General features: G+C 56.5%; 22 protein-coding genes. 15 read left to right on the top strand and 7 right to left on the bottom strand.

Translation table 11 applies throughout. The features are described 5' to 3' along the window. The first annotated feature begins 369 nt into the window (after nucleotides 1-369). Together IBX51_RS05485 and IBX51_RS05480 are read left to right on the top strand one after the other, a co-directional pair. Nucleotides 370-918: a cytochrome b gene (locus tag IBX51_RS05485; protein WP_291829492.1), complete on the top strand. Its 549-nt coding sequence runs from the start codon at nucleotides 370-372 to the stop codon at nucleotides 916-918. Nucleotides 919-985: 67 nt separating this feature from the next. Next, nucleotides 986-1,567 (top strand): YceI family protein, encoded by a 582-nt coding sequence (locus IBX51_RS05480; RefSeq protein ID WP_291829490.1) that lies wholly within the window; start codon nucleotides 986-988, stop codon nucleotides 1,565-1,567. A 113-nt stretch (nucleotides 1,568-1,680) separates the two neighbouring features. Here the strand turns inward: IBX51_RS05480 and IBX51_RS05475 are convergent, their stop codons facing one another. Further along, nucleotides 1,681-1,917 (bottom strand): hypothetical protein, encoded by a 237-nt coding sequence (locus tag IBX51_RS05475; RefSeq protein WP_291829488.1) that lies wholly within the window; start codon nucleotides 1,915-1,917, stop codon nucleotides 1,681-1,683. A 220-nt stretch (nucleotides 1,918-2,137) separates the two neighbouring features. On the opposite strand from IBX51_RS05475, the gene parC reads away from it, so the two are divergent. Then, nucleotides 2,138-4,432: a DNA topoisomerase IV subunit A gene (gene parC / locus IBX51_RS05470; RefSeq protein WP_291829486.1), complete on the top strand. Its 2,295-nt coding sequence runs from the start codon at nucleotides 2,138-2,140 to the stop codon at nucleotides 4,430-4,432. Continuing rightward, on the top strand, nucleotides 4,425-5,657 hold the full coding sequence (serB, locus tag IBX51_RS05465) for a phosphoserine phosphatase SerB (RefSeq protein ID WP_291829483.1): 1,233 nt from the start codon (nucleotides 4,425-4,427) through the stop codon (nucleotides 5,655-5,657). The genes parC and serB overlap by 8 nt, the downstream gene beginning before the upstream one ends. A gap of 58 nt (nucleotides 5,658-5,715) precedes the next feature. Here the strand turns inward: serB and IBX51_RS05460 are convergent, their stop codons facing one another. From IBX51_RS05460 to epmB, 3 genes are all read right to left on the bottom strand, one after another. Next, the gene (locus IBX51_RS05460) at nucleotides 5,716-7,800 is read right to left on the bottom strand and encodes an EAL domain-containing protein (protein WP_291829482.1); all 2,085 of its coding nucleotides are present in this window, start codon (nucleotides 7,798-7,800) and stop codon (nucleotides 5,716-5,718) included. Between the two features lie 197 nt (nucleotides 7,801-7,997). Further along, a complete protein-coding gene (locus IBX51_RS05455) occupies nucleotides 7,998-9,812 on the bottom strand; it encodes a GTPase (RefSeq protein WP_291829480.1) in 1,815 nt (604 codons plus the stop codon). A gap of 178 nt (nucleotides 9,813-9,990) precedes the next feature. Then, nucleotides 9,991-11,094 carry an EF-P beta-lysylation protein EpmB gene (gene epmB, locus IBX51_RS05450; protein WP_291829477.1) on the bottom strand — a complete coding sequence of 368 codons (1,104 nt, stop codon included), beginning with the start codon at nucleotides 11,092-11,094 and terminating at the stop codon, nucleotides 9,991-9,993. Nucleotides 11,095-11,139: 45 nt separating this feature from the next. On the opposite strand from epmB, the gene efp reads away from it, so the two are divergent. Both efp and epmA read left to right on the top strand, forming a co-directional pair. After that, a complete protein-coding gene (gene efp / locus IBX51_RS05445; RefSeq protein ID WP_291829476.1) occupies nucleotides 11,140-11,715 on the top strand; it encodes an elongation factor P in 576 nt (191 codons plus the stop codon). 7 nt (nucleotides 11,716-11,722) lie between these two features. Continuing rightward, entirely contained in the window at nucleotides 11,723-12,691 is a 969-nt protein-coding gene (gene epmA, locus IBX51_RS05440) for an EF-P lysine aminoacylase EpmA (RefSeq protein WP_291829475.1), read from the top strand. Between the two features lie 9 nt (nucleotides 12,692-12,700). On the opposite strand, the gene asd is transcribed toward epmA, so the two are convergent. Then, on the bottom strand, nucleotides 12,701-13,567 hold the full coding sequence (asd, locus tag IBX51_RS05435; protein WP_291829473.1) for an archaetidylserine decarboxylase: 867 nt from the start codon (nucleotides 13,565-13,567) through the stop codon (nucleotides 12,701-12,703). Between the two features lie 189 nt (nucleotides 13,568-13,756). On the opposite strand from asd, the gene motA reads away from it, so the two are divergent. Next, the gene (gene motA / locus IBX51_RS05430; protein ID WP_291829472.1) at nucleotides 13,757-14,608 is read left to right on the top strand and encodes a flagellar motor stator protein MotA; all 852 of its coding nucleotides are present in this window, start codon (nucleotides 13,757-13,759) and stop codon (nucleotides 14,606-14,608) included. 31 nt (nucleotides 14,609-14,639) lie between these two features. Beyond that, on the top strand, nucleotides 14,640-15,599 hold the full coding sequence (gene motB / locus IBX51_RS05425) for a flagellar motor protein MotB (protein WP_291829470.1): 960 nt from the start codon (nucleotides 14,640-14,642) through the stop codon (nucleotides 15,597-15,599). Nucleotides 15,600-15,628: 29 nt separating this feature from the next. Here the strand turns inward: motB and rsgA are convergent, their stop codons facing one another. Next, nucleotides 15,629-16,684, bottom strand: a complete 1,056-nt coding sequence (gene rsgA / locus IBX51_RS05420; protein ID WP_291829467.1) for a small ribosomal subunit biogenesis GTPase RsgA — start codon at nucleotides 16,682-16,684, stop codon at nucleotides 15,629-15,631. A gap of 116 nt (nucleotides 16,685-16,800) precedes the next feature. On the opposite strand from rsgA, the gene orn reads away from it, so the two are divergent. Beyond that, entirely contained in the window at nucleotides 16,801-17,343 is a 543-nt protein-coding gene (gene orn, locus IBX51_RS05415; protein ID WP_291829465.1) for an oligoribonuclease, read from the top strand. Between the two features lie 14 nt (nucleotides 17,344-17,357). Here the strand turns inward: orn and queG are convergent, their stop codons facing one another. Next, entirely contained in the window at nucleotides 17,358-18,446 is a 1,089-nt protein-coding gene (gene queG, locus IBX51_RS05410) for a tRNA epoxyqueuosine(34) reductase QueG (RefSeq protein ID WP_291829463.1), read from the bottom strand. Between the two features lie 132 nt (nucleotides 18,447-18,578). Here queG and IBX51_RS05405 point away from each other — a divergent pair, with 132 nt between their 5' ends. The 6 genes from IBX51_RS05405 to hfq are packed head-to-tail and all read left to right on the top strand — an operon-like array spanning nucleotide 18,579 to nucleotide 25,210. Next, nucleotides 18,579-20,141 carry an NAD(P)H-hydrate dehydratase gene (locus tag IBX51_RS05405; protein WP_291829461.1) on the top strand — a complete coding sequence of 521 codons (1,563 nt, stop codon included), beginning with the start codon at nucleotides 18,579-18,581 and terminating at the stop codon, nucleotides 20,139-20,141. Next, nucleotides 20,138-20,635: a tRNA (adenosine(37)-N6)-threonylcarbamoyltransferase complex ATPase subunit type 1 TsaE gene (gene tsaE / locus IBX51_RS05400; RefSeq protein ID WP_291829460.1), complete on the top strand. Its 498-nt coding sequence runs from the start codon at nucleotides 20,138-20,140 to the stop codon at nucleotides 20,633-20,635. Before IBX51_RS05405 ends, tsaE begins: the two co-directional genes overlap by 4 nt. Beyond that, nucleotides 20,632-21,963, top strand: coding sequence for an N-acetylmuramoyl-L-alanine amidase (locus tag IBX51_RS05395; RefSeq protein WP_291829459.1), 1,332 nt, complete (start codon nucleotides 20,632-20,634; stop codon nucleotides 21,961-21,963). Before tsaE ends, IBX51_RS05395 begins: the two co-directional genes overlap by 4 nt. A 20-nt stretch (nucleotides 21,964-21,983) precedes the next feature. Further along, the gene (gene mutL / locus IBX51_RS05390; RefSeq protein WP_291829457.1) at nucleotides 21,984-23,873 is read left to right on the top strand and encodes a DNA mismatch repair endonuclease MutL; all 1,890 of its coding nucleotides are present in this window, start codon (nucleotides 21,984-21,986) and stop codon (nucleotides 23,871-23,873) included. A 7-nt stretch (nucleotides 23,874-23,880) separates the two neighbouring features. Next, nucleotides 23,881-24,927: a tRNA (adenosine(37)-N6)-dimethylallyltransferase MiaA gene (miaA, locus tag IBX51_RS05385; RefSeq protein WP_291829456.1), complete on the top strand. Its 1,047-nt coding sequence runs from the start codon at nucleotides 23,881-23,883 to the stop codon at nucleotides 24,925-24,927. 34 nt (nucleotides 24,928-24,961) lie between these two features. Next, complete coding sequence (gene hfq / locus IBX51_RS05380) at nucleotides 24,962-25,210, top strand: RNA chaperone Hfq (protein WP_044384232.1); 249 nt, start codon at nucleotides 24,962-24,964, stop codon at nucleotides 25,208-25,210. Nucleotides 25,211-25,294 lie beyond the last annotated feature (84 nt).

Genomic DNA, 25,294 nt, shown 5'->3' with positions numbered 1-25,294 from the left:
ATTTTTGGAGCTTTCAGAAAGAATGTACCCCGGCTTGGGCCGGGGTACATATTAAGCAAGATCAGTTGTTGCTGGGTACGGCAACGGATTCGTCGAATTCCAGTTCCATGTCGTTTCCTCTCGGTCACTGAGGCCCCCGACGGGGCGAATTAAGTATGGGTAAAGTGTATCCAAGCTATAGATTGGAGCAATCCGTAAAACCCGTATTCGACCAAGGTGGGCAAGGAGTCGCGTTGCCACTTGATCAGATAATTTGATGCTTCCCGGCAGAATATTTTGGTTTTAACCGCCCAGTCACGAACCTAGACTGGCCTTAGCAAGTGCGCATACTCGCCTGCCCGATACCAAGGATGGAGGACCCTGCCCGCCATGAAATTTTTGAACACTCATGCCCGTTACGGGATCGTCTCGATCAGTCTGCACTGGCTGGTGGCTCTGGCCGTAATCGGCCTGTTCGGGCTCGGCTGGTGGATGGTAGAGCTGTCCTATTACGATCCCTGGTACCGGAGGGGGCCAGACATTCACCGCAGTATGGGTATTTTGCTGTTCATCGCCATGGTGGCAAGGTTGTTATGGCGGTTGCTTAGCCCGCAACCCAAGCCGCTGCCGGAGCATCGGCGCTGGGAAGTTGTTGTCTCGCACGCTGTGCATGGGCTGCTGTACGTATTGTTGTTTGTAGCCATGATCAGCGGTTACCTGATTACAACGGCGGATGGCTCTTCAATCAGCGTGTTTGGCTGGTTTGATGTGCCCTCGGTGACCGGAAGGGTTGTGCGCATGGAGGACACCGCTGGTGCTGTGCATTACTGGAGCACCCTGGCGCTGGTCAGCCTGGCAGGGCTGCACGCTTTGGCTGCGCTCAAACATCACGTTATCGACCGGGACTCAACCCTCAAGCGCATGCTGGGGCGCGGCTAACACGGTTGACTGCGTTGCACAAAAAGTTCGTCACAAAATAGTCTGGAACGAAAAACAGGAGAACATCATGAAAAAACTATTGCTTGCCTCTGCCGTATCGATTGCGTTGATCGGCACCGCGAACGCCAACGAGCACAGCGGTACCTATGCGTTCGATAAAGAAGGTGCGCACCAGTTCGTCACCTTCAAGATCTCGCATCTGGGCTACAGCTGGTTGTATGGTCGGTTTAACGATTTTGACGGTGAGTTTGTGTACGATGCAGAAAACCCGGAAAACAGCTCTGTAACGGTCACCATCGACACCGCGAGCGTAGACTCAAATCATGCCGAGCGGGACCGGCACTTGCGGAATGAGGATTTTCTGTACGTAAACAAATTCCCGCAGGCCACCTTCAAGAGCACTCGAGTGGTTCTTGGTGATGATGGTGAGGCCGATATTATCGGCGACTTCACGCTTCGTGGTGTGACGCGTGAAATCACGCTTGAGGCAGAAATGCACGGCCACGGCCAGGATCCCTGGGGTGGCTACCGTATGGGTTTTGACGCCGAAACAGAGCTTCGCTTGAAAGATTACGGCATTCCGATGGATCTTGGTGAAGCCTCTGAGACGGTCGAAATCAAAATTTCTATTGAAGGCATCCGCCAGTAATCAAGGCGAGTAACGCTGTTTTAGCAGGTTCCGGGCCTAGCTCCGGAACCTGTTTTCCGCTTTGCAAACTCCGTTGTGTACCCTTCTGAAGACTGACGGCTTGATCGCTTGAGTCAGTGCTGCTGTGTGTTTCCGGTTTGCTGGTTGGTCCGGCACAGGTGTCGCTGGCGCCAGAACTGACCAATAAAAATAACCACCCCGATCAGGAAGCCGGCCCAGAGATAGGCTGCCGGTACCTGAAAGGTGCCGCTGATGGCAAACTCGACCAGAAGCATCAAGGTTACGGCCAGAGCAGCATTTACCAGGGCAGTAACCATGGCGTGCCCGCAGGCTTTGAGGTTTGGTTTCATAGGTTTCCGCATGTTAGGAGATACAACGGCCTTCTATTCACTATGTCGAGAATACGGGGCACGTTACAGAGTCTCCATGCGGGAATTCCGCTATTGGAAATTGGTGTATCGGTGCTTGCGTCCATATAATGAGCGCCACATTGCCCGGTATATGTGCCGGGGGCAGCGGGCGGCGTTAAAGCCACGGTTTAAAACAGGCAGTTAAGGCAAAGAGGCATCTATGCCAGAGTTTCAGACAACGGATGAAGGATTCGAACGAGTAGCGGTACGCGATTATACCGAGAAGGCCTACCTCGATTATTCCATGTACGTCATCCTCGATCGTGCATTACCTAATGTGGGCGACGGTCTTAAGCCGGTTCAGCGACGCATCGTGTATGCCATGTCGGAGCTGGGATTGAAGTCCACCTCCAAATACAAAAAGTCTGCCCGCACTGTGGGTGATGTGCTGGGTAAATTCCATCCGCATGGTGACAGTGCTTGTTATGAAGCCATGGTCCTTATGGCTCAGCCGTTCTCATACCGTTACCCACTGGTGGATGGCCAGGGTAACTGGGGTGCGCCGGATGATCCCAAATCCTTTGCCGCCATGCGTTACACCGAATCCCGATTGGCCCGTTTTGCGGATGCCCTGCTGAGTGAGTTGGGGCAGGGCACGGTGGACTGGGTGCCAAACTTTGATGGCACTATGGAAGAGCCCTCGGTATTGCCGGCTCGCTTGCCGCACGTACTGTTGAACGGCACGACCGGTATTGCGGTGGGTATGGCCACCGATATTCCGCCCCATAACGTGCGAGAAGTCACCGCAGCCTGCATCCGCTTGCTGGATGAGCCCGGGGCAACGGTTGATCAGCTTCTGGAGCACGTCAAGGGTCCGGATTTTCCAACCTATGCGGAGATTATTACCCCCCGTAAAGATCTTCGGCAGATGTACGAAACTGGCCGTGGATCACTGCGCATGCGGGCCCGTTGGGTTCGAGAGAGCGGAGAAATCGTTATAACGGATTTGCCGCATCAGGTATCGGGTAATCGGGTACTGGAGCAGATTGCGCATCAGATGCAGGCCAAGAAACTGCCTATGGTGGCCGATCTGCGTGATGAATCCGACCATGAGAACCCCACGCGCCTGGTTATTGTGCCGCGCTCCAATCGGGTAGACCTCGACGGCTTGATGGCGCACCTGTTTGCCAGCACCGACCTTGAGAAAACGTATCGCGTTAACATTAATGTGATCGGTAATGATGGTCGCCCCGGCGTAAAAGGTTTGCACCAGATGCTGACCGAGTGGCTGGCATTTCGGAAGAGTACGGTCACCCGCCGGCTACAGCATCGCCTGGACAAGATTCTGGCGCGACTGCACCTGCTGGAAGGTTTGTTGATTGCCTATCTCAATATTGATGAAGTGATTGAGATTATTCGTACCGAAGACAAGCCGAAAGCCGAACTGATGGCCCGATTTGGCTTGTCGACCGACCAGGCCGAAGCCATCCTGGAGCTGAAGCTGCGCCATTTGGCCAAGCTTGAGGAAATGAAAATCCGCGGTGAGCAGGATGAACTGTCCGCAGAGCGGGACGAACTGCAATCGATTCTGGGGTCAGAAGATCGCCTGCGTGAGCTGATCAAAACTGAGCTGGAGCAAGACGCAGAGAGCTTTGGCGACGATCGTCGCTCACCGATTGTGGAACGGCAAGAAGCCAAAGCCTTCAGCGAGACAGATCTGGTGACAAACGACCCGGTCACGGTGGTGCTCTCGGAGAAAGGTTGGGTACGTGCGGCCAAGGGCCATGATATTGATCCGACTGGCCTCAGTTACAAAGGCGGTGACCGCTTTGCGCTTGCGGCTTGCGGTCGCAACAACCAGCAAGCGATTTTTCTGGACTCGACTGGTCGCGCCTATTCATTGATGGCGCACAGTTTGCCTTCTGCCCGGGGCCAGGGAGAGCCGTTAACCGGCCGGATCAATCCACCTTCAGGTGCCAGCTTCTCCGGGCTGTTGATGGGGCCGGCAGATCGTAAGACGTTACTGGTGACCGACGGTGGTTACGGTTTTGTGACGTCGCTGAATGACATGGTGGGCAAGAATCGTGCGGGCAAGGCTGTGGTCAGCGTGCCCAAGGGTGCCCGGATCATGCCACCGGTCATGATTCCTGAAACGGTCTCAACGCTTTATCTGGCGGCGATTTCCAATGAAGGACGAATGCTGGTGTTCCCGCTTAGCGAGCTGCCCGAACTTGCCAAAGGCAAGGGTAATAAAATCATCAGCATACCGTCTGCACGTGTACAGAATCGTGAGGAGTATGTGGTGGCGATCGCCGTATTCGGCGAGGAAGACCAGCTTGAGATCAAGGCCGGCAAGCGCAAGCTTGGCTTGCGCTTTGGTGATCTTGAACATTATCTGGGTGAGCGTGGTCGTCGTGGCCACAAATTGCCGCGAGGGCTACAGCGTGTAGATGGGATTGATGTGATTCCCTCAGCAGCACGTGCCCAGGAAGAGGAGAGTGCCGACAGTGAGTGAGCTGGTTCTGGTGAACGTATCCGGGCGCGACAAGCCCGGCTTGACCTCGGAAATAACCGGAATCATGGGGCAGTATGATGTCCGGATTCTTGATATTGGTCAGGCGGTCATTCACGACCACCTGACCTGGGGCATCCTGATCGAGATTCCGGACGAGTCCAAGTCGTCTCCGGTGATCCGCGATCTGCTGTTCCGGCTGCATGCTCTGGATCTGCAGGTGCGATTTGCGCCGATCACCGTTGAGGACTATCAGACCTGGGCTGAAGCCCGCAACCGGGCCTGTTATATCGTTACGCTGCTGTCTCGGGACATAAAGGCTGAACAGATTGCCCGGGTGTCTGCCATTACCGCCCGGCATGGTCTGAACATTGACAACATCACCCGTCTATCGGCCCGACCATCGCTGAATCCTGGTGAAAACCGGATTGCCTGTGTCGAGTTTTCTGTTCGTGGCACGCCGTCGGATCTGGAGCAGCTGAGGGCAGATTTTTTGCAAATTGCTGGTGAAATGAACGTAGACATTGCGTTCCAGGAAGATTCCATCTTCCGGCGCAACCGCCGTCTGGTGGTGTTCGATATGGACTCCACCCTGATCGAGGCAGAAGTCATCGATGAGCTGGCCCATGAGGCAGGTGTAGGCGAGCAGGTTGCCGAAATCACCGAGCGGGCCATGCAGGGTGAGCTCGACTTCAGTCAGAGCTTTGCCGAGCGCCTGGCGCTGCTCAAGGGCCTGGACGAATCGGTACTGGAAGGCGTCGCCAACCGGCTGCGTATGACCGAGGGTGCGGAGCATCTGATTCTTAGTCTCAAGGCTTTGGGTTACCGGACAGCGATATTGTCTGGGGGTTTTACCTACTTTGCTCGCCACCTTCAGAGAAAGCTTGGCATTGACTACGTGTACGCCAATGAGCTGGATATCGTGGGTGGCAAGGTGACGGGCCAGGTGAAAGGGCAGGTGGTCGATGGTAAACGTAAAGCGGAACTGTTGCTGGAGATCGCTGATAAGGAGCACATCTCACGGGAACAGGTTATCGCTGTGGGCGATGGCGCAAACGATCTGCCGATGTTGAGTCAGGCCGGGTTGGGTGTGGCCTTCCGCGCCAAGCCTCTGGTCAAGGAATCGGCGCGGCATTCCATTTCGACGCTGGGGCTGGACGCCATTCTTTATCTGATTGGTTTTCGTGAGAGTGAGACCAATCAAACCCTGAAAAACGCCGGTCTCTGAACGCACAAAGGGCGAGGTTTTGATGCCTCGCCCTTTGTTGTTCGATCGCGGCTGCCGGTTAGCTGTCGCCGAAGTCGTAGTTCATCTCCGGTACCGGGGCCTGCAGATAGTAACCCTGTATGTAATTAACACCCGCCTGCCATAGCGTGGCCAGCACACCAGCATTTTCCACCAAGGGAATGATGGTGAGTTTGCCGGCGCTCTGCAGGCTCTTCACCATTTCTTTGACCTGCTCTTTGGCGTCATCGCTCTTCTGAATTTCTTCGGTAAAAGAGCCGTCGATCTTCACATAGTCCGCATCGATGTGCTTGAACGTGTTGAACGGATTGAGGGCGCAGCCGAACTGGGAGATCGACACCTTGCTGTGGAGTTCGTGCACCGCCTTGGTGAACTCCTTGGCTTGTTTCATGTAATTGTTGGCATCGCCTTCGCGAATCTGGAAGATCAATGAATCGCCGGGCAGGCGTGCGGCCTTCAAGGCAACACTGAGCCAGGGCGTAAACGTCTTGTCTTGCAGGGTTTCTGCCGTGATGTTCAGGAATAGTCGGGTATCGTGGCCTCTTGAACGATGGCTGGCCAGTTGTTTGATGGTCTGCAGAATGACCCAGCGGTCAATCTTGATGGCGGTGTCGCTTGGCCCCATGGGCGGCAGGAAGTCGTAGGGAGAGACTTCCTCGTCGTCCTTGCCGAGCATCCGAACAAAGGCTTCGTAGTGCTCTTCGCCTTCGCCCCTGAGGTTAATGATCGGCTGGAACAGCAGGCGGAAGCGATTTTCGTCCAGAGCCTTAAGGATAGCTTCGACCGAATTGCTCTCATCCAGTGCCTCGTATTCGACCGGATTATAAACAACCACACCATTGCCACGCTCATGGCCTTCCAGTTTCTTGACCTCTGCTGAGGCGGTGTGGGCCCGGCTCATTAACTCCTCGGCTTTCGGGGAGTTTTCGGTGATGGCGGCAACGCCAATGGAGACCGTTAGCGGTACGGTCTTGCCATTGATATCGAACAAGTGGTCTTCAACCGCTTTCCTGACACGCTCAGCAATGTTTTCCATGCTTTTCTCATCGCACGGCAGACACATCAGACAGAACGCGTCATCGCTCAACCTGGCCAGTATGATCTCGTCGCCAGCCTGTTCGCGTAACAAAGTAGCCAGGTCGCCCAGCAGTAAGTCAGCTCCGGAGATGCCCACCTGGCCTTTCATGCTGATGAAGTTGTCCAGCGCGATGTAGGCCAGGGCGCCAGTCTGGTTATTTTTGCCAGCCGTGGCAACCGCCTGCGCCAGTGCATCCATCAGATACTGGCGGTTGAACAGGCCCGTTAACAGATCCTGGCTGCTGATTTGCTTGAGCTTCTCTTCCAGCTCGGCGTCGCTGTGTTCCGGTTGCAGTACAATCTGGGTGCAGGCTTCGCCATCGTAGGTAGCAGCAGAAACCGACATAGTGACGTTAAGCTCTTGGTCGTCACTGCGGCAGGCAGTGCAGTTGAGTGTTACGCCGTCTTTGCCGTTTTCCGCAAAGGTCTTCATGAAGTCTTTGTATTTGCGCTGGCTTTCCGGGGTCAGGGTATCGAGAACCGGAATGCAGATCAGGTCGTCGATGTCGTCGTAGCCAAGGAATTCCATGTAGGACTGGTTGGCGTAGATATGCATGCCTTCGTTGATGTAGGCGATGGCGTCTTTTGAGCTTTCCAGGAGTAGCTGGCAGCGTTGTTCAGCCTCGCGCAGATGCGACTCGAGAAGCCGGCGCTTGCGGCGCTCATCCAGTGCTGCAAGCTCGCGTTTTACCACCAGCACCATAAGATCTTTGTATTCGAAAGGGACAACGTCTTGTCCACCTGCGCGGATGATGTTGACGGTTCGTTCTCGGCTGGTTTCTTCAGTCAGAAGGATGAACGGAATGTCTTTATCCATTCGCTTGATCATGGCCAGCGCATCGTCCGGGCCAAAATCCTGCTCCAGGTCCCTGGCCAACAACAAATCCCAGTTGCCGGTTTTAAGCGCTTCTTCAAGATCCTCTTCAGAGGTAATCCGGTGGGCGCGGGTTGCCTTGCCTGAATTGCGGAGCAGGCTGATCATTGATTCCGCATCATTTTGAGATGGATCAAGAATCAACAGGTGTACAGTCGCGTTTTTTTTCTGCATTCGTAAGACGTCTCATGGATACGCATTGATGCTGGCCGGCACAGCACGGGAAAAATCTCATGCTCGGCAGGGGGTTGCCGTAGAGTTCCTGTGTGTGCTCAGGACCAGGCGGTCATATACGCTGAATGATGCAGGGGTTGACGGTCAATAACAACCCTGACGGTAGTGGCCGTTCACACTCTTTGTGAACGCTCGCGTTACAGCGATGGCCACAGAGAATCGAATTCATCTTCCGTAGTGCCGGGCGAGGACGGTGGTCCACCATTAGAGCCCTTCATAACCACCGTGCTTTGCAGCTTCAGTTCGAACTGGCTGATACTGCCCGTGGCCGACACCTTCTTTAGAAGTTGGCCCTGGTCTTCACGCCCATCGTGTAGCAGTGAGATGCGACTGCCATTCTGGAACGGTAATCTGGGGGTGATCAATGTCGCGGCCTGATTGACCACGCTGATTTCCGGCAGCAACAGGCCGCGAAGGTATTCACTGCTGTTGCCAACCTTCTGTATCAGCCGAACGCCGCACGGCGCTGCACTGGGTGCCAGCAGTTCAATGCCGACTTGTGTCCCCTGATTACGTACCTGACGCAACCAGCGCACCACGGCAATACTCCAGGGGTGCGATTTCTGCTCCCGGACACCCAGAATTTCACCCGCTTGCAGGGACGCCGGCAGGTTGCTTTCCCAGGCTACACAGTAACCTCCGGGGCTGGTGTTGATCAGCAGGGCCTGAGTGGCGCGCGGACGGTTGCGGTCGGTATCTGATGGTACCGCAGCCCCGGTATTGCCTTTGAAGTTTATCGGTGTGTCTGTTGAGTGCAGTCGGTCTTCATTGGGGCCGGCATCGTGGGCGCTCGACCAGGCGTCGCTTTTGCGATTGGCGTCGCGAATGAACAGGTTGTCCTGCTCCGGGTGGGCGTTGTTGTTATTGCCGTCCAGAAACTCCGCAAAGGTCTTTTCCCCGGCAATAAAATAATGCGCTGCCGTCAGGCCGGCACAGATTTCAAGGGTCCCCTGGCTTGCAATGCGGTTGAAGTTTCGTTTGGCGAGAATGCCCAATGCTTGTACCAGATGTGTCAGCAAGGTGTCGCTGACCTTGGGTGATATCTGTAGCCGGGAGACTTCCTTGCCATGGTTTTGCCGGGCGTGCAGAGCTTCTGACAACTGGGTAGAGAGATCTCGAGTGTCAAAACCGAAACTTTCGTCCCCGGCCTTATGCTCCAGCAGACTCCGATATACCGGTGAGCTGTCGGTTTCCATATTGATGACAAACAGGCTGTCTGTGCCGATATCGGGACCACACTGGCTGAGTTCGGTCCAGGATTCCAGCAACTCGTACACCAGGGCCAGTTCGCCTTGCCTCAATTGGTTGGGGCGCGCGCAGCCGAGAAGCAGAATCCGTTTGTAGCTGTCTGCCACCGTGCTGGAGCGTCGGTGGGTCAGCGTGTCGTCGTCAACCTCTTGGGTGCTCAGCTTGTTCCGATGCGCAAAGCGATACAGTCTGTGGCACTCCAGCCAGCTCTGGGCGGGGCTGGGGCAGTACAGCTGATGTGAACGAACAATGGTTGCGGCCAGTTCGGAAATGGCCCTGTGAATCGCAGTAGCTACTTGTCGGCGGTTTTTTTCGAGGCCGCCGTTGTCGAGGTAGTCCAGCACGCACAGTTTATACCCGCTGGCGAGGTGCAGTTGAAGAGCCTGCGCCAGGTTGGCAATTTTGCGTTGCTTTTCCGGAAGCGCGACGGCCAGCCCCAGAAAGTGCCGGGACAGCTCGTTGCAAACGAAGTGGATCTTGTCGCGGATGAGCTCGAGAAACTGCATTCGCTGCTGGGGCGACAGGAACAGGTGGTTCAGTTCGATGACGGCATGGTAAAGCTGGCGGGATGCCTCGCCGATGTTTGCCATAGGCAACTGATCGACCCATAACCGGAATGCTTTGGGTGTCGTGTCGCAGAACGACAGACTTGCCGTTTTCTGTTCAGGAACCTTCAAATCAGGTTTCAGAATGTTACCTTCCATGTTTTCACGCCAGTGTCTGAGCCGCTTTAGGTATGTATCGACCGAAAGTGCCGAAAATACATGCTTTTATTCTGTGTCGCCATCGAACTTTAAGATAGCAAAGCGGCAACGAAAAGCGAGAAGATCATGAGTTGACAATGTTTGACAAGTCATAACGGGCCAGCTTGTCCGGCGGGTGTCAATCCGTCGTGTAATGTACGGGCAAGCCATTGATGGCAATGGGTGTTTTACTGGCCTTGCCCGGGAGCTCGCGCACCAGTTTCGGAACCAGGAACCCCGGCAGTCGGGTCATCAGCTCGGCGACCAGGGCAGCGGCGTTGCGGTCACTGACATCAAAGTGGTGGGCTCCAGAGACGGGGTCGAAAGCGTGCAGGTAATAAGGCAGCACGCCAGATGCAAACAGGTCCTCGCTGAGCTTGGCAAGTGTGTTCACCGAGTCGTTCACGCCTTTTAGAATGACGCTCTGGTTAAGTAGCGTAACACCGGCATCTCTCAGGCGCGAAAAGGCCCGGCTGGTCTGTGCATCCAGTTCGGCAGGGTGGTTGACGTGTACCACCAGCACCTTCTGAAGAGGGCTTTCCCTGAGCCAGTTGAGCAGTTCATCGCAGACTCGCTGAGGAATAACGACGGGTAAGCGGGAGTGAATTCTAAGCCGCTTGATGTGTGGCACTTCAGCCAGGGCCCTGGCCCACTGTGCCAGCAGTCGGTCATTAACTGCGAGTGGATCGCCACCGCTGAAGATGACTTCGTTGATGTTCGGGCTTGCATGAAGGCTGCTCAGGACCTGTTGCCGGTCCTCTGGCCCCAGTCTTTGATCGTCGTAGGGGAAGTGTCGGCGAAAACAGTAACGGCAATTGATGGCGCATTGCCCGGTCACCATCAGCAAGGCGCGGCTCTCATACTTGCGTATCAGGCCGGTGGTCTGGATGGCCGAGCTTTCTTCAAGGGGATCGCGAACATAGCCTGCCTGATGCAGCGCTTCGTCGGCCACAGGCAGCACCTGTCTTAACAGGGGGTCGTTGCTGTTGCCATGCTGCATTCGCCGGATAAAGGGCTCCGGCACGCGCACAGGAAACAGTTGATGGCCGGCATTGGCGCCCTGTAACCATGGTTCCTGGGGCAAGCCCAGCCGGGCCAGAAGCTGCGCCGGGCTGGTCACCGACTCGGCCAGAATCTGCTGCCAGCTCTGCTCTGCGGCACAGGATGGTTCTGGCCCGACAGTAACGTCAGCAACAGGCTCTTCGTTACGGGCTTCTATACGGGCAGGGGTTCGCTGTATCATAGCGACCTTTGAAATTTTAACGACAGTCTGTCAGGTGGACATTTCATGGCTTCATATTCTACCAACGAATTCCGTAGCGGTCTCAAGGTTTTGCTGGATGGCGACCCTTGTATCATCCTGGAGAACGAATTCGTCAAACCCGGCAAGGGCCAGGCATTCAATCGCGTCAGGTTGCGCAACCTGATGTCCAACAGGGTCTGGGAGCGCACCTTCAAGTCCGGCGAAACGTTGGAAGCCGCCGATGTCATGGATCAGGACATGGAGTATCTCTATACCGACGGTGAATTCTGGCACTTCATGCTGACCGATGGCTCCTTTGAGCAGTACCCCGCCGACGCCAAGGCGGTGGGTGATGCGGTGAAATGGCTAAAGGAGCAGGACGTCTACACGGTCACCCTGTACAACGGTGCGCCACTGTCGGTAACCCCGCCGAACTTTGTTGAACTGGAAGTGGTGGATACCGATCCTGGCATGAAGGGCGATACCGCTCAGGGTGGCTCCAAGCCAGCAACGCTGTCCACTGGCGCTGTCGTCAACGTGCCGCTGTTCATCGTTATCGGTGAAGTGCTTAAAGTCGATACCCGCTCCGGCGAGTACGTTAACCGCGTCAAGAGCAGCTGATCCCGCAATGACGAATCAGCCTGTCTGGCGGCCCACTGCCTCGCGGGAGAATCTGAAAAGCCGTGCACAACAATTGGCGTTTGTGCGCGGCTTTTTTGCTGAGCGAGAGGTGCTGGAGGTAGAGACACCCTTGTTGGGGCGTCACGGCGTGACGGACGTGAACCTCGAAGGTATCGCAGCGCAGGTTGAGGTGGCCGGTGTCTGCGGTGGTTGGTTGCAGACGTCACCGGAATACCACATGAAGCGGCTGCTGGCGGCAGGCTTCGGGTCTATTTTTCAGGTGGCCCGAGTGTTTCGGAATGGCGAGCGAGGTCGTCGTCATAATCCCGAATTCTCCATGCTGGAGTGGTACCGGGTTGGTCTGGATGACACCGCATTGATGGCCGAAGTGGCCGATCTGGTCTGTGGTTGGCTGGATTGTGAACGCCCGGACGTGTTGACCTATCGTGACGCGTTGCGTGTTATTGCGGGTTTTGATCCGATGACAATCTCCGATCACGATCTTTACCAGTACTGTGAACAATGGCTGGAGCCAGAGCAGCTGGCGGGCATGAGTCGCGACGATTGCCTGGATCTGGTGATGAGTTTCAGGGTAGAGCCGGAACTGGGGCAGAAGCGGCCGGTCTTCATCACCCGCTATCCGGCATCCCAGGCGGCCCTCGCCAGGGTGTCGTCAGATGACGGTTACCCGGTGGCTCATCGTTTCGAGCTTTATATTAAGGGTATCGAGTTATGCAATGGCTACTGGGAATTGACCGACCCCGCCGAGCAGCGGGAACGTTTTATCGCCGACAACCGCCAGCGCAGAGCCAGCGGCAAGCCGGAGATGATGGTTGATCAGGCATTTCTGGCGGGGCTGGACGCCGGTCTGCCCGAGTGTTCCGGAGTGGCGCTCGGACTGGACAGGTTGCTGATGCTGAAGACGGGCGCGGCCAGCATTGAAGAGGTTCTTGCTTTCCCCATAGAGCGGGCTTGAAGGCAAGGGTCAGGAAACGACAGTGGCCAGCTTGCCGAACGCCTCACCCATACGGACGGTTTTGCCGGCTACTTGTTCCGGTCCCCATTCCACGGCCCCTTTGGGCATCACCAGAACCACGGTGGAACCCAGTCGAAACCGACCCATTTCCTGGCCTTTCTCAAACTGGATAGCCTCTTCGCCCTGGTAGCTCCAGCGCGTTAATTTGGCCGGGTTCGGTGCAATCACGCCGGCCCAGGTGGTTTCCATGCTGCCAACGATCATAGCGCCCACCAGGACCATGGCCATGGGTCCGGAATCGGTATCAAAAATGCAGACCACCCGCTCGTTTCTGGCAAACAGGTTAGGGACATTCTGTGCCGTTACCGGATTGACCGAAAACAGGTTGCCGGGCACGTAGATCATTTCGCGTAGTTTACCTGCCATTGGCATGTGAATGCGGTGATAGTCCTTGGGCGACAGGTAAATGGTCGAAAACTCGCCCCCCCGGAAGGGTTCCGCGCCGGCGTCGTCTCCGCCCAGCAGTTCAGTTAGTCCGAATGACTGGCCTTTCGCCTGGAACACCCGGTCATTGCTGACTTGTCCCAGCTGGCTGATGGCGCCATCTACGGGGCTGACAAAGATGTCACTGCCTTCGGCAATGGTGCGAGCGCCAGGCTTGAGCGCGCGGGTGAAAAACGCATTAAATGAGGGGTAAACGGTCGGGTCTTGTTCAGCCGCTTCGCTCATGTTTACGCCGTACCGGCCGATAAACCAGTTAATAACACGGTTTTTCAAGGCGGGCGTGCGGGTGCTGTCGGCCAGGCGCCCAGCCAAGTGGGAGACGGTGCGCTGGGGCGTAACGTATTGGCTCAGAACAAACAGTTTATCAAACATCAAAGGGCTCTCGGCAGAACAAAGCCGGCAGTCTAGCAAACACTGGGCTATGTATAGAAATTGTTTCATGGCTTCGCGGTTGGCGCAGAGGCTTGCTATGATCAAAGCGCTGTGCTGTGCTCAGGCGTAAACGACTCATCCTGGCTAGCGGTAGCGGTCAACCAGACAACAAAAGGCGTACATTCACCCATGCTGCTGATTATTGGTGCGGTAATAGTTGTAATGAGTGTGCTGGGCGGGTACGTCCTGCATGGCGGTCATCTTGCAGTCTTGTGGCAGCCGACTGAGGTTTTAATCATTGGCGGCGCGGCGGTGGGCTCTTTTATCATTGCCAACCCGATGCATACCGTCAAAGAAGTGGGCAAGGGCGTCATGCGCCTGCTCACCGGCTCGCCGTTCAACAAGTCCTATTACATGGACCTGCTCAGCCTGCTGTATGAAGTCTTCGACAAATCCCGAAAGCAGGGCGTGATGGCGATCGAGGAAGATATCGATAACCCCGAGAACAGCCAGATCTTCACCCGCTACCCGGCCATCATGAAGTCGCGTCATTTGCTTGATTTCATTACCGACTATCTGCGCATCATCAGCTCGGGCAACATGGCGCCCCATGAGCTCGAAGGCATGATGGAAAACGAAATCGACAGCCGTCAGCATGAGCTGGAAGAACCCTCCCACGCCGTGAACAAGATTGCGGATGCCCTGCCAGGCCTTGGTATTGTGGCCGCGGTTCTGGGCATCGTCATAACCATGAACTTCCTGACCGAGGGTCCGGAAAAGATCGGTCTGAGTGTGGCGGCGGCCCTGGTCGGCACCTTTCTGGGTATCTGGATGGGTTATGGCTTTGTCGGGCCCATGTCCATCTCCATGGAACACTCCGCTAAATATGAGCTCAAGGCCTATGAATGTGTGAAGTCGGCTGTGGTAGCAACTGTGTCTGGGCAGGCGCCGCAAATGGCCATTGAGTTTGGTCGTAAAGCGCTACCCACCGACAAACGCCCTGGCTTCCAGGAATTGAACGATCACGTGCGCTCCAAATAGTTATCGGAGCAGCGGCAGCCGGAGTTAGGGTGTGGAAGAACAACCGATCATCATCAAGCGTAAAAAGGTCGTTGCAGCCGGGCACCATGGTGGCTCCTGGAAAGTTGCGTTTGCCGATTTTGCCACCGCCATGATGGCGTTCTTTCTGGTGCTCTGGCTAACGGCGACAGCGTCTCCAGAGCAGAAGCTGGCGATTGAGGGGTATTTCAAAGATCCTATCGGCTTTATGGAAGGTGGTTCGTCCAGCCCGGTGGACCTTGGTGGCAGCGCTTCGGTTATTAACGAAGCTACTCAGGATATCGACTCCAGCCGTATCCAGATTCAGGATGAGGTGGTAGATCAGTTGGCAGACACACTGGAACAGCGGCGAATGCAGCAGCTGTTCCAGGAGCTGCAAGAGCGAATCGAACAAAACGAGACCTTGCAGGAATTCAAGGATCAGCTGCTCATTGATATTACTGATGAAGGGCTGAGAATTCAGATTGTGGATCGCTCCGGGCGGCCCATGTTCGACAGCGGGCGGCCAGAACTCAAGTATTATTCCCAGGACATTTTGTTCGAGCTGGCCAATACCCTGGGTTCGGTCAACAACAAGCTCAGCATTACCGGTCATACCGATGCCACGCCTTTCAGGGGGCGGCCGGGCTATACAAACTGGGAGCTTTCTTCAGATCGCGCCAATACGGCGCGCCGGGCACTGGTCGCTGGCGGTGTGCGCCTGGAGCAGATTGCGCGTGTGGTGGGGTTGAGTGATTCTGTACTGTTCGATAAAGAAAACCCCGTCGCGCCGGTCAATCGACGTATTTCCATCATTGTTCTGAACAAGAAAACCGCCGACGGTATAGAAACCGGCGCGGGACGGTCCGATCAGCCCGTTATTGATCTGACACGTCCTAGTGAAGAAGAACAGCAGGAAGCGACAGATCGGCTGGAAAGAGGTGACTGGTTCCAGGAACGTCAGCAACCCGAGCCCGGCGAGCTGAACTGGTAAGTCCGGCGCGCACCCGGGCCTGGGCGTGATCAGGTCAGCTTGAGCCCCCGGGCTTGTTGCTCGGCCATGCCTTGCAGGATCCGATGAAAGCTCTTCAGTCGCGCCCGGGACACGGTGCCGGCCTCGGCTGCGGCATCCAGTGCACAGCCGGGGTCGCCCATATGACGGCAGTTCCGGAATTTGCACATGCCGATCAGCGGGCGGATCTCCCGGAAGCCATACTCTACCTCTTGCGGCGTCATGTGCCACAGTCCAAATTCGCGAATGCCCGGGGAGTCAATCAGGTCGCCCCCGGCTGGCAGGTGAAAGAGCTTTGCGGTGGTGGTGGTGTGTACGCCTTTGCCGGTGCTTTCGGATACCGCGCCCACCCGTAGCAGCTCATCCGGCAGCAGGGTTTGAATAATCGACGATTTGCCGACTCCGGACTGGCCCACAAACACCGTGGTTTGATCCCGCACCAGCGCCTCCACCTCCGGTGCGGGTTTGCCGTCACCAGCCGTGGCGGAGGTCCTGGCAACCTTGTAACCGAGTGCTTCATAGCGGGCCAGCAGGGTGTCAATCTGCTCTTGATTGTGATCGTTGATCAGGTCGGTCTTGTTAAGCAGAATCACCGCAGGAATGTCTGAGCTCTCGGAGGCGACCAGGTAGCGGTCGATCAGATTGTCATGGGGCTCGGGCTCCGGTGCAATCACCAGAATAATGTGATCGATGTTGGCGGCAACCGGTTTGAGTGCGCCGAAGTTGTCGGGCCGCTGCAGCAGGTTGTCTCGCTCACAGCGGGCAACGATGACCCCGGTCTCACTTTTCCCCGGGCGCCAGACTACGCGGTCTCCGGTCACCAGGCTGTCAATATTGGCCCGCACAAAACAGCGGAATACCCGCCCAGGCTCGTCGCCTTCCAGGGCTTCAATGTCCAGCTGCTGCCCGTAGTGGGCAATGACTAACCCCTCCTGCTCCGGCCCCAGTTCTCCGGCCTCAGCTTGTTCCTCAACGGCTTTTTCCCGGCGAGCCATACGGGTGGTCCGCTCGTTCTGGATTTTCTCGATGCGCCATTGCTGGCGTTTGTTCAGTTTGCGCTTGGCCATTGGGTTCCGTGCGTTGCGGGAAAGTGGTGTGACACATGATACGTGAATCATGGACAATAGGCAGAACTTGATGGTGCCAGATCCGCACCCAACCGCAATGACACAGGTGTTTGACTATGAGTAACGGCGACCGACTGGTATGGATAGACCTGGAAATGACCGGGCTGGACCCTGAGCAGGAAAGAATCATCGAGATGGCCACAATCATCACTGATTCAGAGCTGAACGTCGTGGCGGAAGGTCCGGTCATTGCCGTGCATCAGCCAGACGAGGTGTTGGCGGGTATGGACGAATGGTGCACCAACACGCACGGCGCCAGCGGGCTGACCCAGCGTGTTAAAGCAAGCACCATCAGCGAAGCCGAGGCCGAACAACACACTCTCGATTTCCTGAGGCAGCACCTGGCGAAAGGGCAGTCTCCGCTTTGCGGTAACAGCATTGGCCAGGACCGACGGTTTCTCGTCAAGTATATGGCTGAGCTGGAAGACTTCTTCCACTATCGGAATCTTGATGTGTCGACCATAAAAGAGCTGGCACGGCGCTGGCGCCCCGACGTCCTCGACGGCGTCAAGAAAAAAGGCAGCCACCTGGCGCTTGACGACATCCGCGATTCCATTGAGGAATTGCGTCACTACCGTGAGCACTTCTTCAAGCTGTAAGCCCAGGCGGGGCGTTACAGTCCGTGCTGGCGCAAGGCCCAGGCTACATGCTCCCGCACCAGTTCAGAGGGGTGGTTTGCCCGCTGTTTTAATGCCTCGATCACCGGGATGGTGGACGGGGCGTTGCCCAGTCCCACTGCCAGGTTGCGCAACCAGTTCTCATAGCCCGTTCGGCGTATGGCGGAGCCTTCGGTGCGCTTCATAAATTCTTGTTCGCTCCACAAAAATAGCTCAGCAAGGGCGGAGTTGTTGAGGTTGTGACGGGGTAGAAAGTCGGATTCCCGGGTTGGTTTGCTGAACTTGTTCCAGGGGCAGACGAGCTGGCAATCATCGCAGCCAAACACCCGGTTCCCCATTTTTGAACGCAGCTCTTCCGGAATCGGGCCTTTGAGCTCAATGGTCAGATAACTGATGCAGCGGCGTGCGTCCAGTAAGTGAGCGCCCACAAAAGCGTCGGTCGGGCACACCTCAAGGCAGGCCGAACAGGAGCCGCAGTGTTGGCTATCAAACGGCGGATCGACAGGCAAGGGCGCGCTGGTGAATATCTCACCCAGAAAAAAATACGATCCGGCCTTGGGGTGAATCACCATATTGTTCTTGCCGATCCAGCCTAACCCGGCCCGTTGTGCCAGTCCCCGTTCCAGAACCGGTGCGCTGTCAACGAAGGCCCGGTAATCGTAACCGCTGACCGCCGCGTCAATCTGCTTGGCCAGCGTGGCCAGCCGCTTGCGCATCAGTTTGTGATAATCCCGTCCCAGGGCATAGCGGGTGATATAGGCGGTTTCACGGTTGGCTAGCACTCGACCGGGGTTGTCCGGGGCAGTCAGGTAGTCCATACGGACTGAAATCACCCGCAGAGTACCCGGCACCAGAGAATCCGGGGTGTAGCGTTTGTCGCCGTGATCAGCCATGTAGGCCATATCGCCATGGTAGCCCGCGCTCAGCCACTGCTGCAGGCGCTCGGCATGAGGGCCGGTGTCAGCATGGGTAATACCGGCGTCGGCAAAGCCCAGTGCTTTTGCCCACTGCCGGATCTGGCCTGGCAGCGTGGCCAGGTTCGGATGTTCCGTCGCTGAGTCATCAGATTTCTGAGTTGATGTCATGAGTGCGATACTGGTGGTGTAGCCTGCGAAGATTTAATTTGATTAAGTTATGACCTTTTTTCCTGTTTTGCTATTCTTTACAGGTATCTGGCCAGTTTTCTTAAACTGGATTCTTTATCGGAGCTCCGGCGAATGCCTATGCACCTTGCGAACAGTCTACCAGAAGCCCTGTATTCCGCCGATTCGGTTCGGGCGATGGATCGTTATCTGATTGATCAGCAAGGTGTTGATGGATTTCAGTTGATGCAGTCGGCGGCGCGCTCGGCGTTTCGTCAGTTGATCAAGCGCTGGCCAACACCCGGTCCGATACTGATATTTTGTGGCTCGGGTAACAATGGTGGCGATGGTTATCTGGTGGCGGCCAATGCGCACCGGCATGGTTTGCCGGTGGAGTGCATTGCCGTTGCACCTGTTGAGAAGCTCCAAGGCGATGCGCTGAAAGCATTGGATAAGGCCCGGGCTGAGGGGGTGTCGATTGTCGGCTTGAGCGAGCTCAGCGAGGGCGGTCTGGATCACAAGCTGTCATCGTGTGGGCTGGTGGTGGATGCATTATTGGGGACGGGCGTTACCGGAGCGCCCCGAGAGCCATTTGCCGGGGTTATACAGCAGATTAATCGGGCTGCGCTGCCTGTGCTGGCCGTGGATCTTCCGTCCGGGCTGAATGCCACCACCGGCTCAGCCGAAGGGCTCGTGGTTCGGGCGGAGCTGACGGTTACCTTTATTGGTGCCAAGGCAGGCTTGTATACCGGCGTGGGTGCCGATGTGTGTGGCCGTGTGGTTTTCGAAACGCTTGATGTGGATGACGGCGTCATCGAAAGCGGTGAGCAGCCGATGGCCCGGCTTTTTGACTGGCAGGCTTGCCGCCACTGGTTGCCGGTCAGGGCGCTGAACGCCCACAAAGGCCATTTTGGCCATGTGCTCGTGGTAGCGGGTGATCGAGGGTTTGGTGGGGCCGGGATTATGGCTGCGGAGGCGGCGTCCAGGGCTGGGGCAGGCCTGGTATCGCTGGCGACCCGGCCGGAGCACGTAACCGCTGCCTTGGCTCGATGCCCATCGGTGATGACCCACGGGGTGATTCACGGCTCTGAACTGCCGGCTTTGTTGGCGAGTGCAGACGTTGTGGTTTGTGGCCCCGGGATAGGTCAGTCTGCGTGGGGCCAGCAGATGCTGCAACAGGTGCTGGCAAGTGACAAGCCCAAAGTGCTCGATGCCGACGCACTTAACCTGATGGCAACCCGTGTGCCGGTGGTTGCAGATAACCATATTTTGACGCCGCATCCGGGTGAAGCTGCTCGGCTTTTACGGTGTGATGTCCGCGAGATAGAGTCGGATCGCTTGGCGGCCGCCCGGCGGATTCAGTCAATCTGGGGTGGCGTGGTGCTCTTGAAAGGTGCGGGCACCGTCGTGGCCGGTGGTTCTGGTCAGCCTGCAGTGATTGCTGGTGCTAATCCGGGCATGGCGACCGGTGGCATGGGGGATGTCTTGTCGGGAATTATTGGCGCATTGGCAGGCCAGATGAGCGACCCCTCGCAGGTTGCGGTGATGGCTGCAGCGCTGCACCTGGCAGCGGCAGATCGTGCCGCCCAGGATTGCGGATACATGGGCCTGATGCCTGGCGATGTGATTGAGGCCATGCCACGCATCCTGAGAGAAACCGAACAAGTAGACCGTGGTTACGACCGGGAGGGGTTATGACTGTCTTTGGCAATGAACGCCGGTTGTTTCTGGAGAATGAATCGGAAACCGAAAAACTGGGAGGTGAGCTGGCAGCTCTGGCTCAATCCTCTGATCAAAGCATTACCGTGTTTCTTGAAGGTGATCTTGGTATGGGCAAAACGACCCTGAGCCGCGGAGTCATGCGAGGCCTGGGGCACAAGGGTGCGGTAAAGAGCCCCACTTACACGCTGGTTGAGCCCTACGAAGAGCTGGACCCGCCGGCCTATCACTTTGACCTTTATCGCCTGGGCGATCCTGAAGAGCTGGAGTACATGGGCATCCGGGATTATTTCTCAGGCCGAAATTTTTGTCTCATCGAATGGCCAGAGCGGGGCAAGGGCGTGCTGCCCGACCCGGACATCGAGATTCACCTTGAGCGGCAAGGTGAAGGGCGTTCGGTGGTGTTGCGCGCCCGCTCGGAGCTTGGGGCGGCGCTTTTGAACGATATTGAGTTGATAGGACCGGATTCATGAAAATTGTTCTGCTGTTAATGCTCGCCCTGGCGGCGAGTCTGGTGCAGGCCGGTAGTCAGATCGAAGGAGTTCGGATTTGGCCGGCACCGGATCATACCCGCCTGGTACTCGATACCGAAGGTAGCGTGGATCACAATGTGTTTGCGCTCTCCGGGCCGTCCAGGTTGGTGATTGATCTGAAGAACACCTCATTGAAGGCCGACCTCAGCACGGTCGATCTCAGTGGTAGCCCGATTCAGCGCATCCGCAGCGCCCCGCGGAATGGTGGTGATCTGCGAGTCGTTCTTGATCTGAAAAGTGATATCAAGCCCCGCAGCTTTGTGCTGGAGCCCAATCAGCAATACGGGCACCGGCTGGTGGTTGATTTGATTGATGAAAAAGGCAGTCGCTTGGAGCGTGCAACCAGCCCGACCGTGACGCAGGATGCCGCTGGCAAGCGGGATATTGTGATCGTGGTTGACCCAGGCCATGGTGGCGAAGACCCGGGAGCGATTGGTCCGCGGGGTACGCGAGAAAAAGACGTTGTCTTGAGTATGTCGAAAGTTTTGGTGGATCTGATCAATAAGCAGCCAGGCTTTACCGCCAAAATGACTCGTACCGGGGATTATTACATCGGACTGCGTAACCGAACGCTGCTGGCTCGCAAGTACAACGCCGACCTGTTTGTTTCGGTGCATGCTGATGCGTTTCGCACGCCGCAGCCAAGCGGTGCCTCAGTGTTTGCGTTGTCGCAACGGGGAGCGACCAGTGAAACCGCTCGCTGGTTGGCGCAAAGCGAGAATCGATCTGACCTGATCGGTGGTGCCGGCGGCTTATCGCTGGAGGGTCGTGATGATGTGCTGGCCGGTGTCTTGCTGGACTTGTCCATGACCGCCAGTATCAATGCAAGTCTGGGTGTTGGCAGCTCAGTATTGGGCAAGTTGGGGGACGTGGCCAAGCTTCACAAGCCGGGGGTTGAGCAAGCTGCGTTTGCCGTGTTGAGATCTCCGGATATCCCATCCATCCTGGTCGAGGCAGGTTTTATCTCCAACCCGACAGAAGAGAAGAACTTGGGTTCTCGGGCCTACAGGAACCGCTTGGCCCATGCTGTTATGGATGGAATCAACGAATATTTTCACCGGACTCCCCCGCCTGGCACGCTGTTAGCCTGGCAGAAAGATAATCAGCGGGGCGGTGGTCAGGTCAGTCAGTATCGTATTCAGCGCGGCGACACCTTATCGGGTGTTGCCAGGCAGAATCAGACCACCGTTAGCGAGCTTATGCGCTTTAACGGGATGAGCGACGATCGTGTTATGGTAGGGCAAACCATTCGTATTCCCTCATCCTGATCAAGAGGTAGTTCCCGGATATGCCCCACATTCAGTTGCTCTCGCCCCGGCTCGCTAACCAGATTGCTGCTGGTGAGGTGGTGGAGCGCCCTGCATCAGTGGTTAAAGAGCTGGTGGAGAACGCGCTGGATGCCAGTGCAAGCCGGGTTGATATCGAGGTGGAGCAGGGCGGCGTCAAGCTGATTCGGGTTCGTGACGACGGCTCCGGTATCGACGAATCCGATCTTCCGCTGGCGTTGAGCCGGCATGCCACCAGTAAAATTCTTACTCTGGACGATCTTGAGGCGGTTGGCACGCTCGGATTCCGGGGTGAAGCTCTTGCCAGTATCAGCTCTGTATCTCGCCTGTCGCTGACGTCGCGTACGGAGCATCAGGAAGCCGCTGCACGAGTGGAAGTGGAAGGCCGTGATATGGATGCACGAATATCCCCGGCCGCTCATCCAGTTGGTACCACCGTCGAAGTCCGTGACCTGTTTTTCAATACCCCGGCACGGCGCAAGTTCATGCGCACTGAAAAAACCGAATTCAATCATGTAGAAGAGTGCATTCGCAGGCAGGCTCTGAGTCGCTTTGATGCGGGTTTCACGTTGCGCCATAACCAGCGTGTGGTGCAGAGCTTACGGCCCGCAGAGTCTGCGGTAGACAAAGAGCGGCGGATTGGCTCTTTGTGCGGTCAGCAGTTTGTCGACAACGCCGTCATTATCGATGCGGAAGCGACTGGCCTGAGGTTGTGGGGTTGGGTGGCCTTGCCGACTTTTTCGCGCAGTCAGTCTGACCTGCAGTATTTCTTTGTGAATGGTCGGGTGATCCGCGACAAGCTTGTCGGCCATGCTGTGCGCCAGGCTTATCGGGATGTGCTTTACAACAACCGCCATCCTGCCTTTGTCCTGTACCTGGACGTTGATCCCGCCACCGTAGATGTCAATGTGCACCCGACCAAGCATGAGGTCAGATTTCGTGACGGTCGCCTGGTCCATGATTTTATCTTTCGGACGTTGCATCGGGCGTTGGCGGATGTGCGACCAGATGATCAGCTAAGAGGTGCGGCGGCCCAGTCTTTTGGTCGGGAGCCTGCCATGCCATCAGCGGGCTCGCCTGCACCCGCACTCGCAGGCTATGGCGCTCAGCCGTCCCCGGTTTCAGAGCAAGCGTCTGCGCAAGGCGGGTTTGGCCATTCCGCACCCCTGCCGCGCCAGCAGGAATGGAAAGCCAGCGACCAGATGGGGTTCTATCAATCCCTGAATGAAGGCGGCGGTGTTGCACCGGCGCCGGGCGGTTATACGCCGCAGCCTATGTCGATCACCCCCCCGCAAGACAGTGCCGATGAGCCACCGCTGGGTTATGCCATCGCCCAGTTGCACGGGGTTTATATTCTCGCCCAAAGCCGGGCCGGAATGATCGTTGTTGACATGCACGCGGCTCATGAGCGCATCACTTATGAGCGGATGAAGCGTGCATTGGTCGAGCAAGACCTGAAGAGTCAGCCTTTGTTGGTGCCCTTGTCGCTGGCGGTCAGCCAGAAGGAGGCTGCGCTGGCAGAGACACACGGTGAGGAGTTGCAGCAGTTGGGGTTGCAGATTGAGCGAATCGGACCGGAAACCCTGGCGGTAAGGCAAATGCCTGCTTTGTTACGGGGAGCGGATACCGAGCAGTTGGTGCGTGACGTACTGGCTGATCTGATTGAACACGGTCAGAGCGACCGGGTTGAAGCCGTTACCCATGAATTGCTGGGGACCATGGCGTGCCATGGCTCGGTGCGGGCAAACCGGCAACTGACGATCCCCGAAATGAACTCGTTGCTGCGCGACATGGAGGCCACGGAGCGCAGTGGCCAGTGCAATCATGGCCGTCCAACCTGGACCCTGGTCACACTCTCTGAGCTCGACAAACTGTTCCTGAGGGGGCGCTAGCCTGGCCATGTCTGAATCAGAGGTGCACATCCCCGGGCCCCTTCCGCCAGCGATCTTTTTGATGGGGCCGACCGCCTCGGGCAAAACCGATCTTGCCCTTGAGCTTTGCCGACGGTTGCCTTGTGACATTATCAGTGTGGACTCTGCGATGATCTACCGCGGCATGGACATTGGCACCGCCAAACCCAGTGCTGACGAGTTGGCAGCCGCGCCACACCGATTGATAGATATCTGCGACCCCGCCGAAACCTATTCTGCGGCAGATTTTCGTCGCGATGCTCTGATTGAGATGGCTGAGATCACAGGCCGTGGCCGTATTCCGCTACTGGTCGGAGGCACCATGATGTACTTTAAAGCGCTACTGCATGGTATGTCTGATCTGCCTGCAGCCAGTCCTGAGCTGCGGGCACAGCTCGAGCGAGAGGCCGCTGAACACGGTTGGGAGCAGTTGCACCGTGAGCTGAAGGCTAATGATCCGATAGCGGCCAGGTTGATTCACCCGAACAATCGCCAGCGTTTGATGCGCGCACTTGAGGTCATCCGATTGACCGGAAGGCCAATTTCAGACATTTGGCAGTCGCAGTCGGGAACTTCTGTGCAGGGCGATCGGTCAGGCATTGAGGATTACACCTATATTACTCGTTGGCAGGCAGACGAAAGCCCGAGCCTGCCGTATACTGTTTTCCAGTTTGCCTTGGCGCCAGTCGAGCGTTCCTGGCTTCATCAGCGAATACAGCGCCGCTTTCAGGCAATGCTCCAATCAGGATTCCTGAATGAAGTGCAAGCCCTGATGGCGCGAGGTGATCTCAATCCAGACATGCCATCGATGCGCTGCGTTGGTTACCGTCAGGCCTGGGATTATCTGTCGGACTGTTGTGATTATGAGACGTTCGTAAGTAAAGGCGTAGCTGCCACCCGCCAACTGGCCAAGCGACAGCTCACCTGGTTACGAAAATGGCCGAATGTTCACTGGCTGAACCTCAGTGATCCACAAGTGGTGATTGATGCCTTGAAAAAAGCCGGGGTTCGCACCACATTTAATTCAGTAGAATGACGATCTGCACTTACTCATAAACAGGAGAAAACACATGTCAAAAGGGCATTCTTTACAAGACCCTTACCTCAATGCTCTGCGCAAGGAGCGCATTCCGGTTTCAATCTTTTTGGTCAACGGCATCAAACTGCAGGGTCAGATTGAATCCTTTGACCAGTTTGTAATTCTGCTGAAGAATACCGTCAGCCAGATGGTTTATAAGCACGCGATCTCTACTGTCGTGCCTGCGCGCAATGTGCGCCTGCCGCCGCAGAACCCGGCTGAGGGTGAGTCTGAAGACTGATCTTTGCAGACTTTCCGGTTTCTACACCCGCGTTCCAGGACAGCCGAAGAGCTCGAATGGCCGCGGGTGTTTGTTTTTATGGAG

The organism is Marinobacter sp., from assembly GCF_014859525.1.
GTDB lineage: Bacteria > Pseudomonadota > Gammaproteobacteria > Pseudomonadales > Oleiphilaceae > Marinobacter.
Note: the sequence above shows the minus strand (reverse complement) of the source record. Positions and strands in the feature narration are given on the sequence as shown.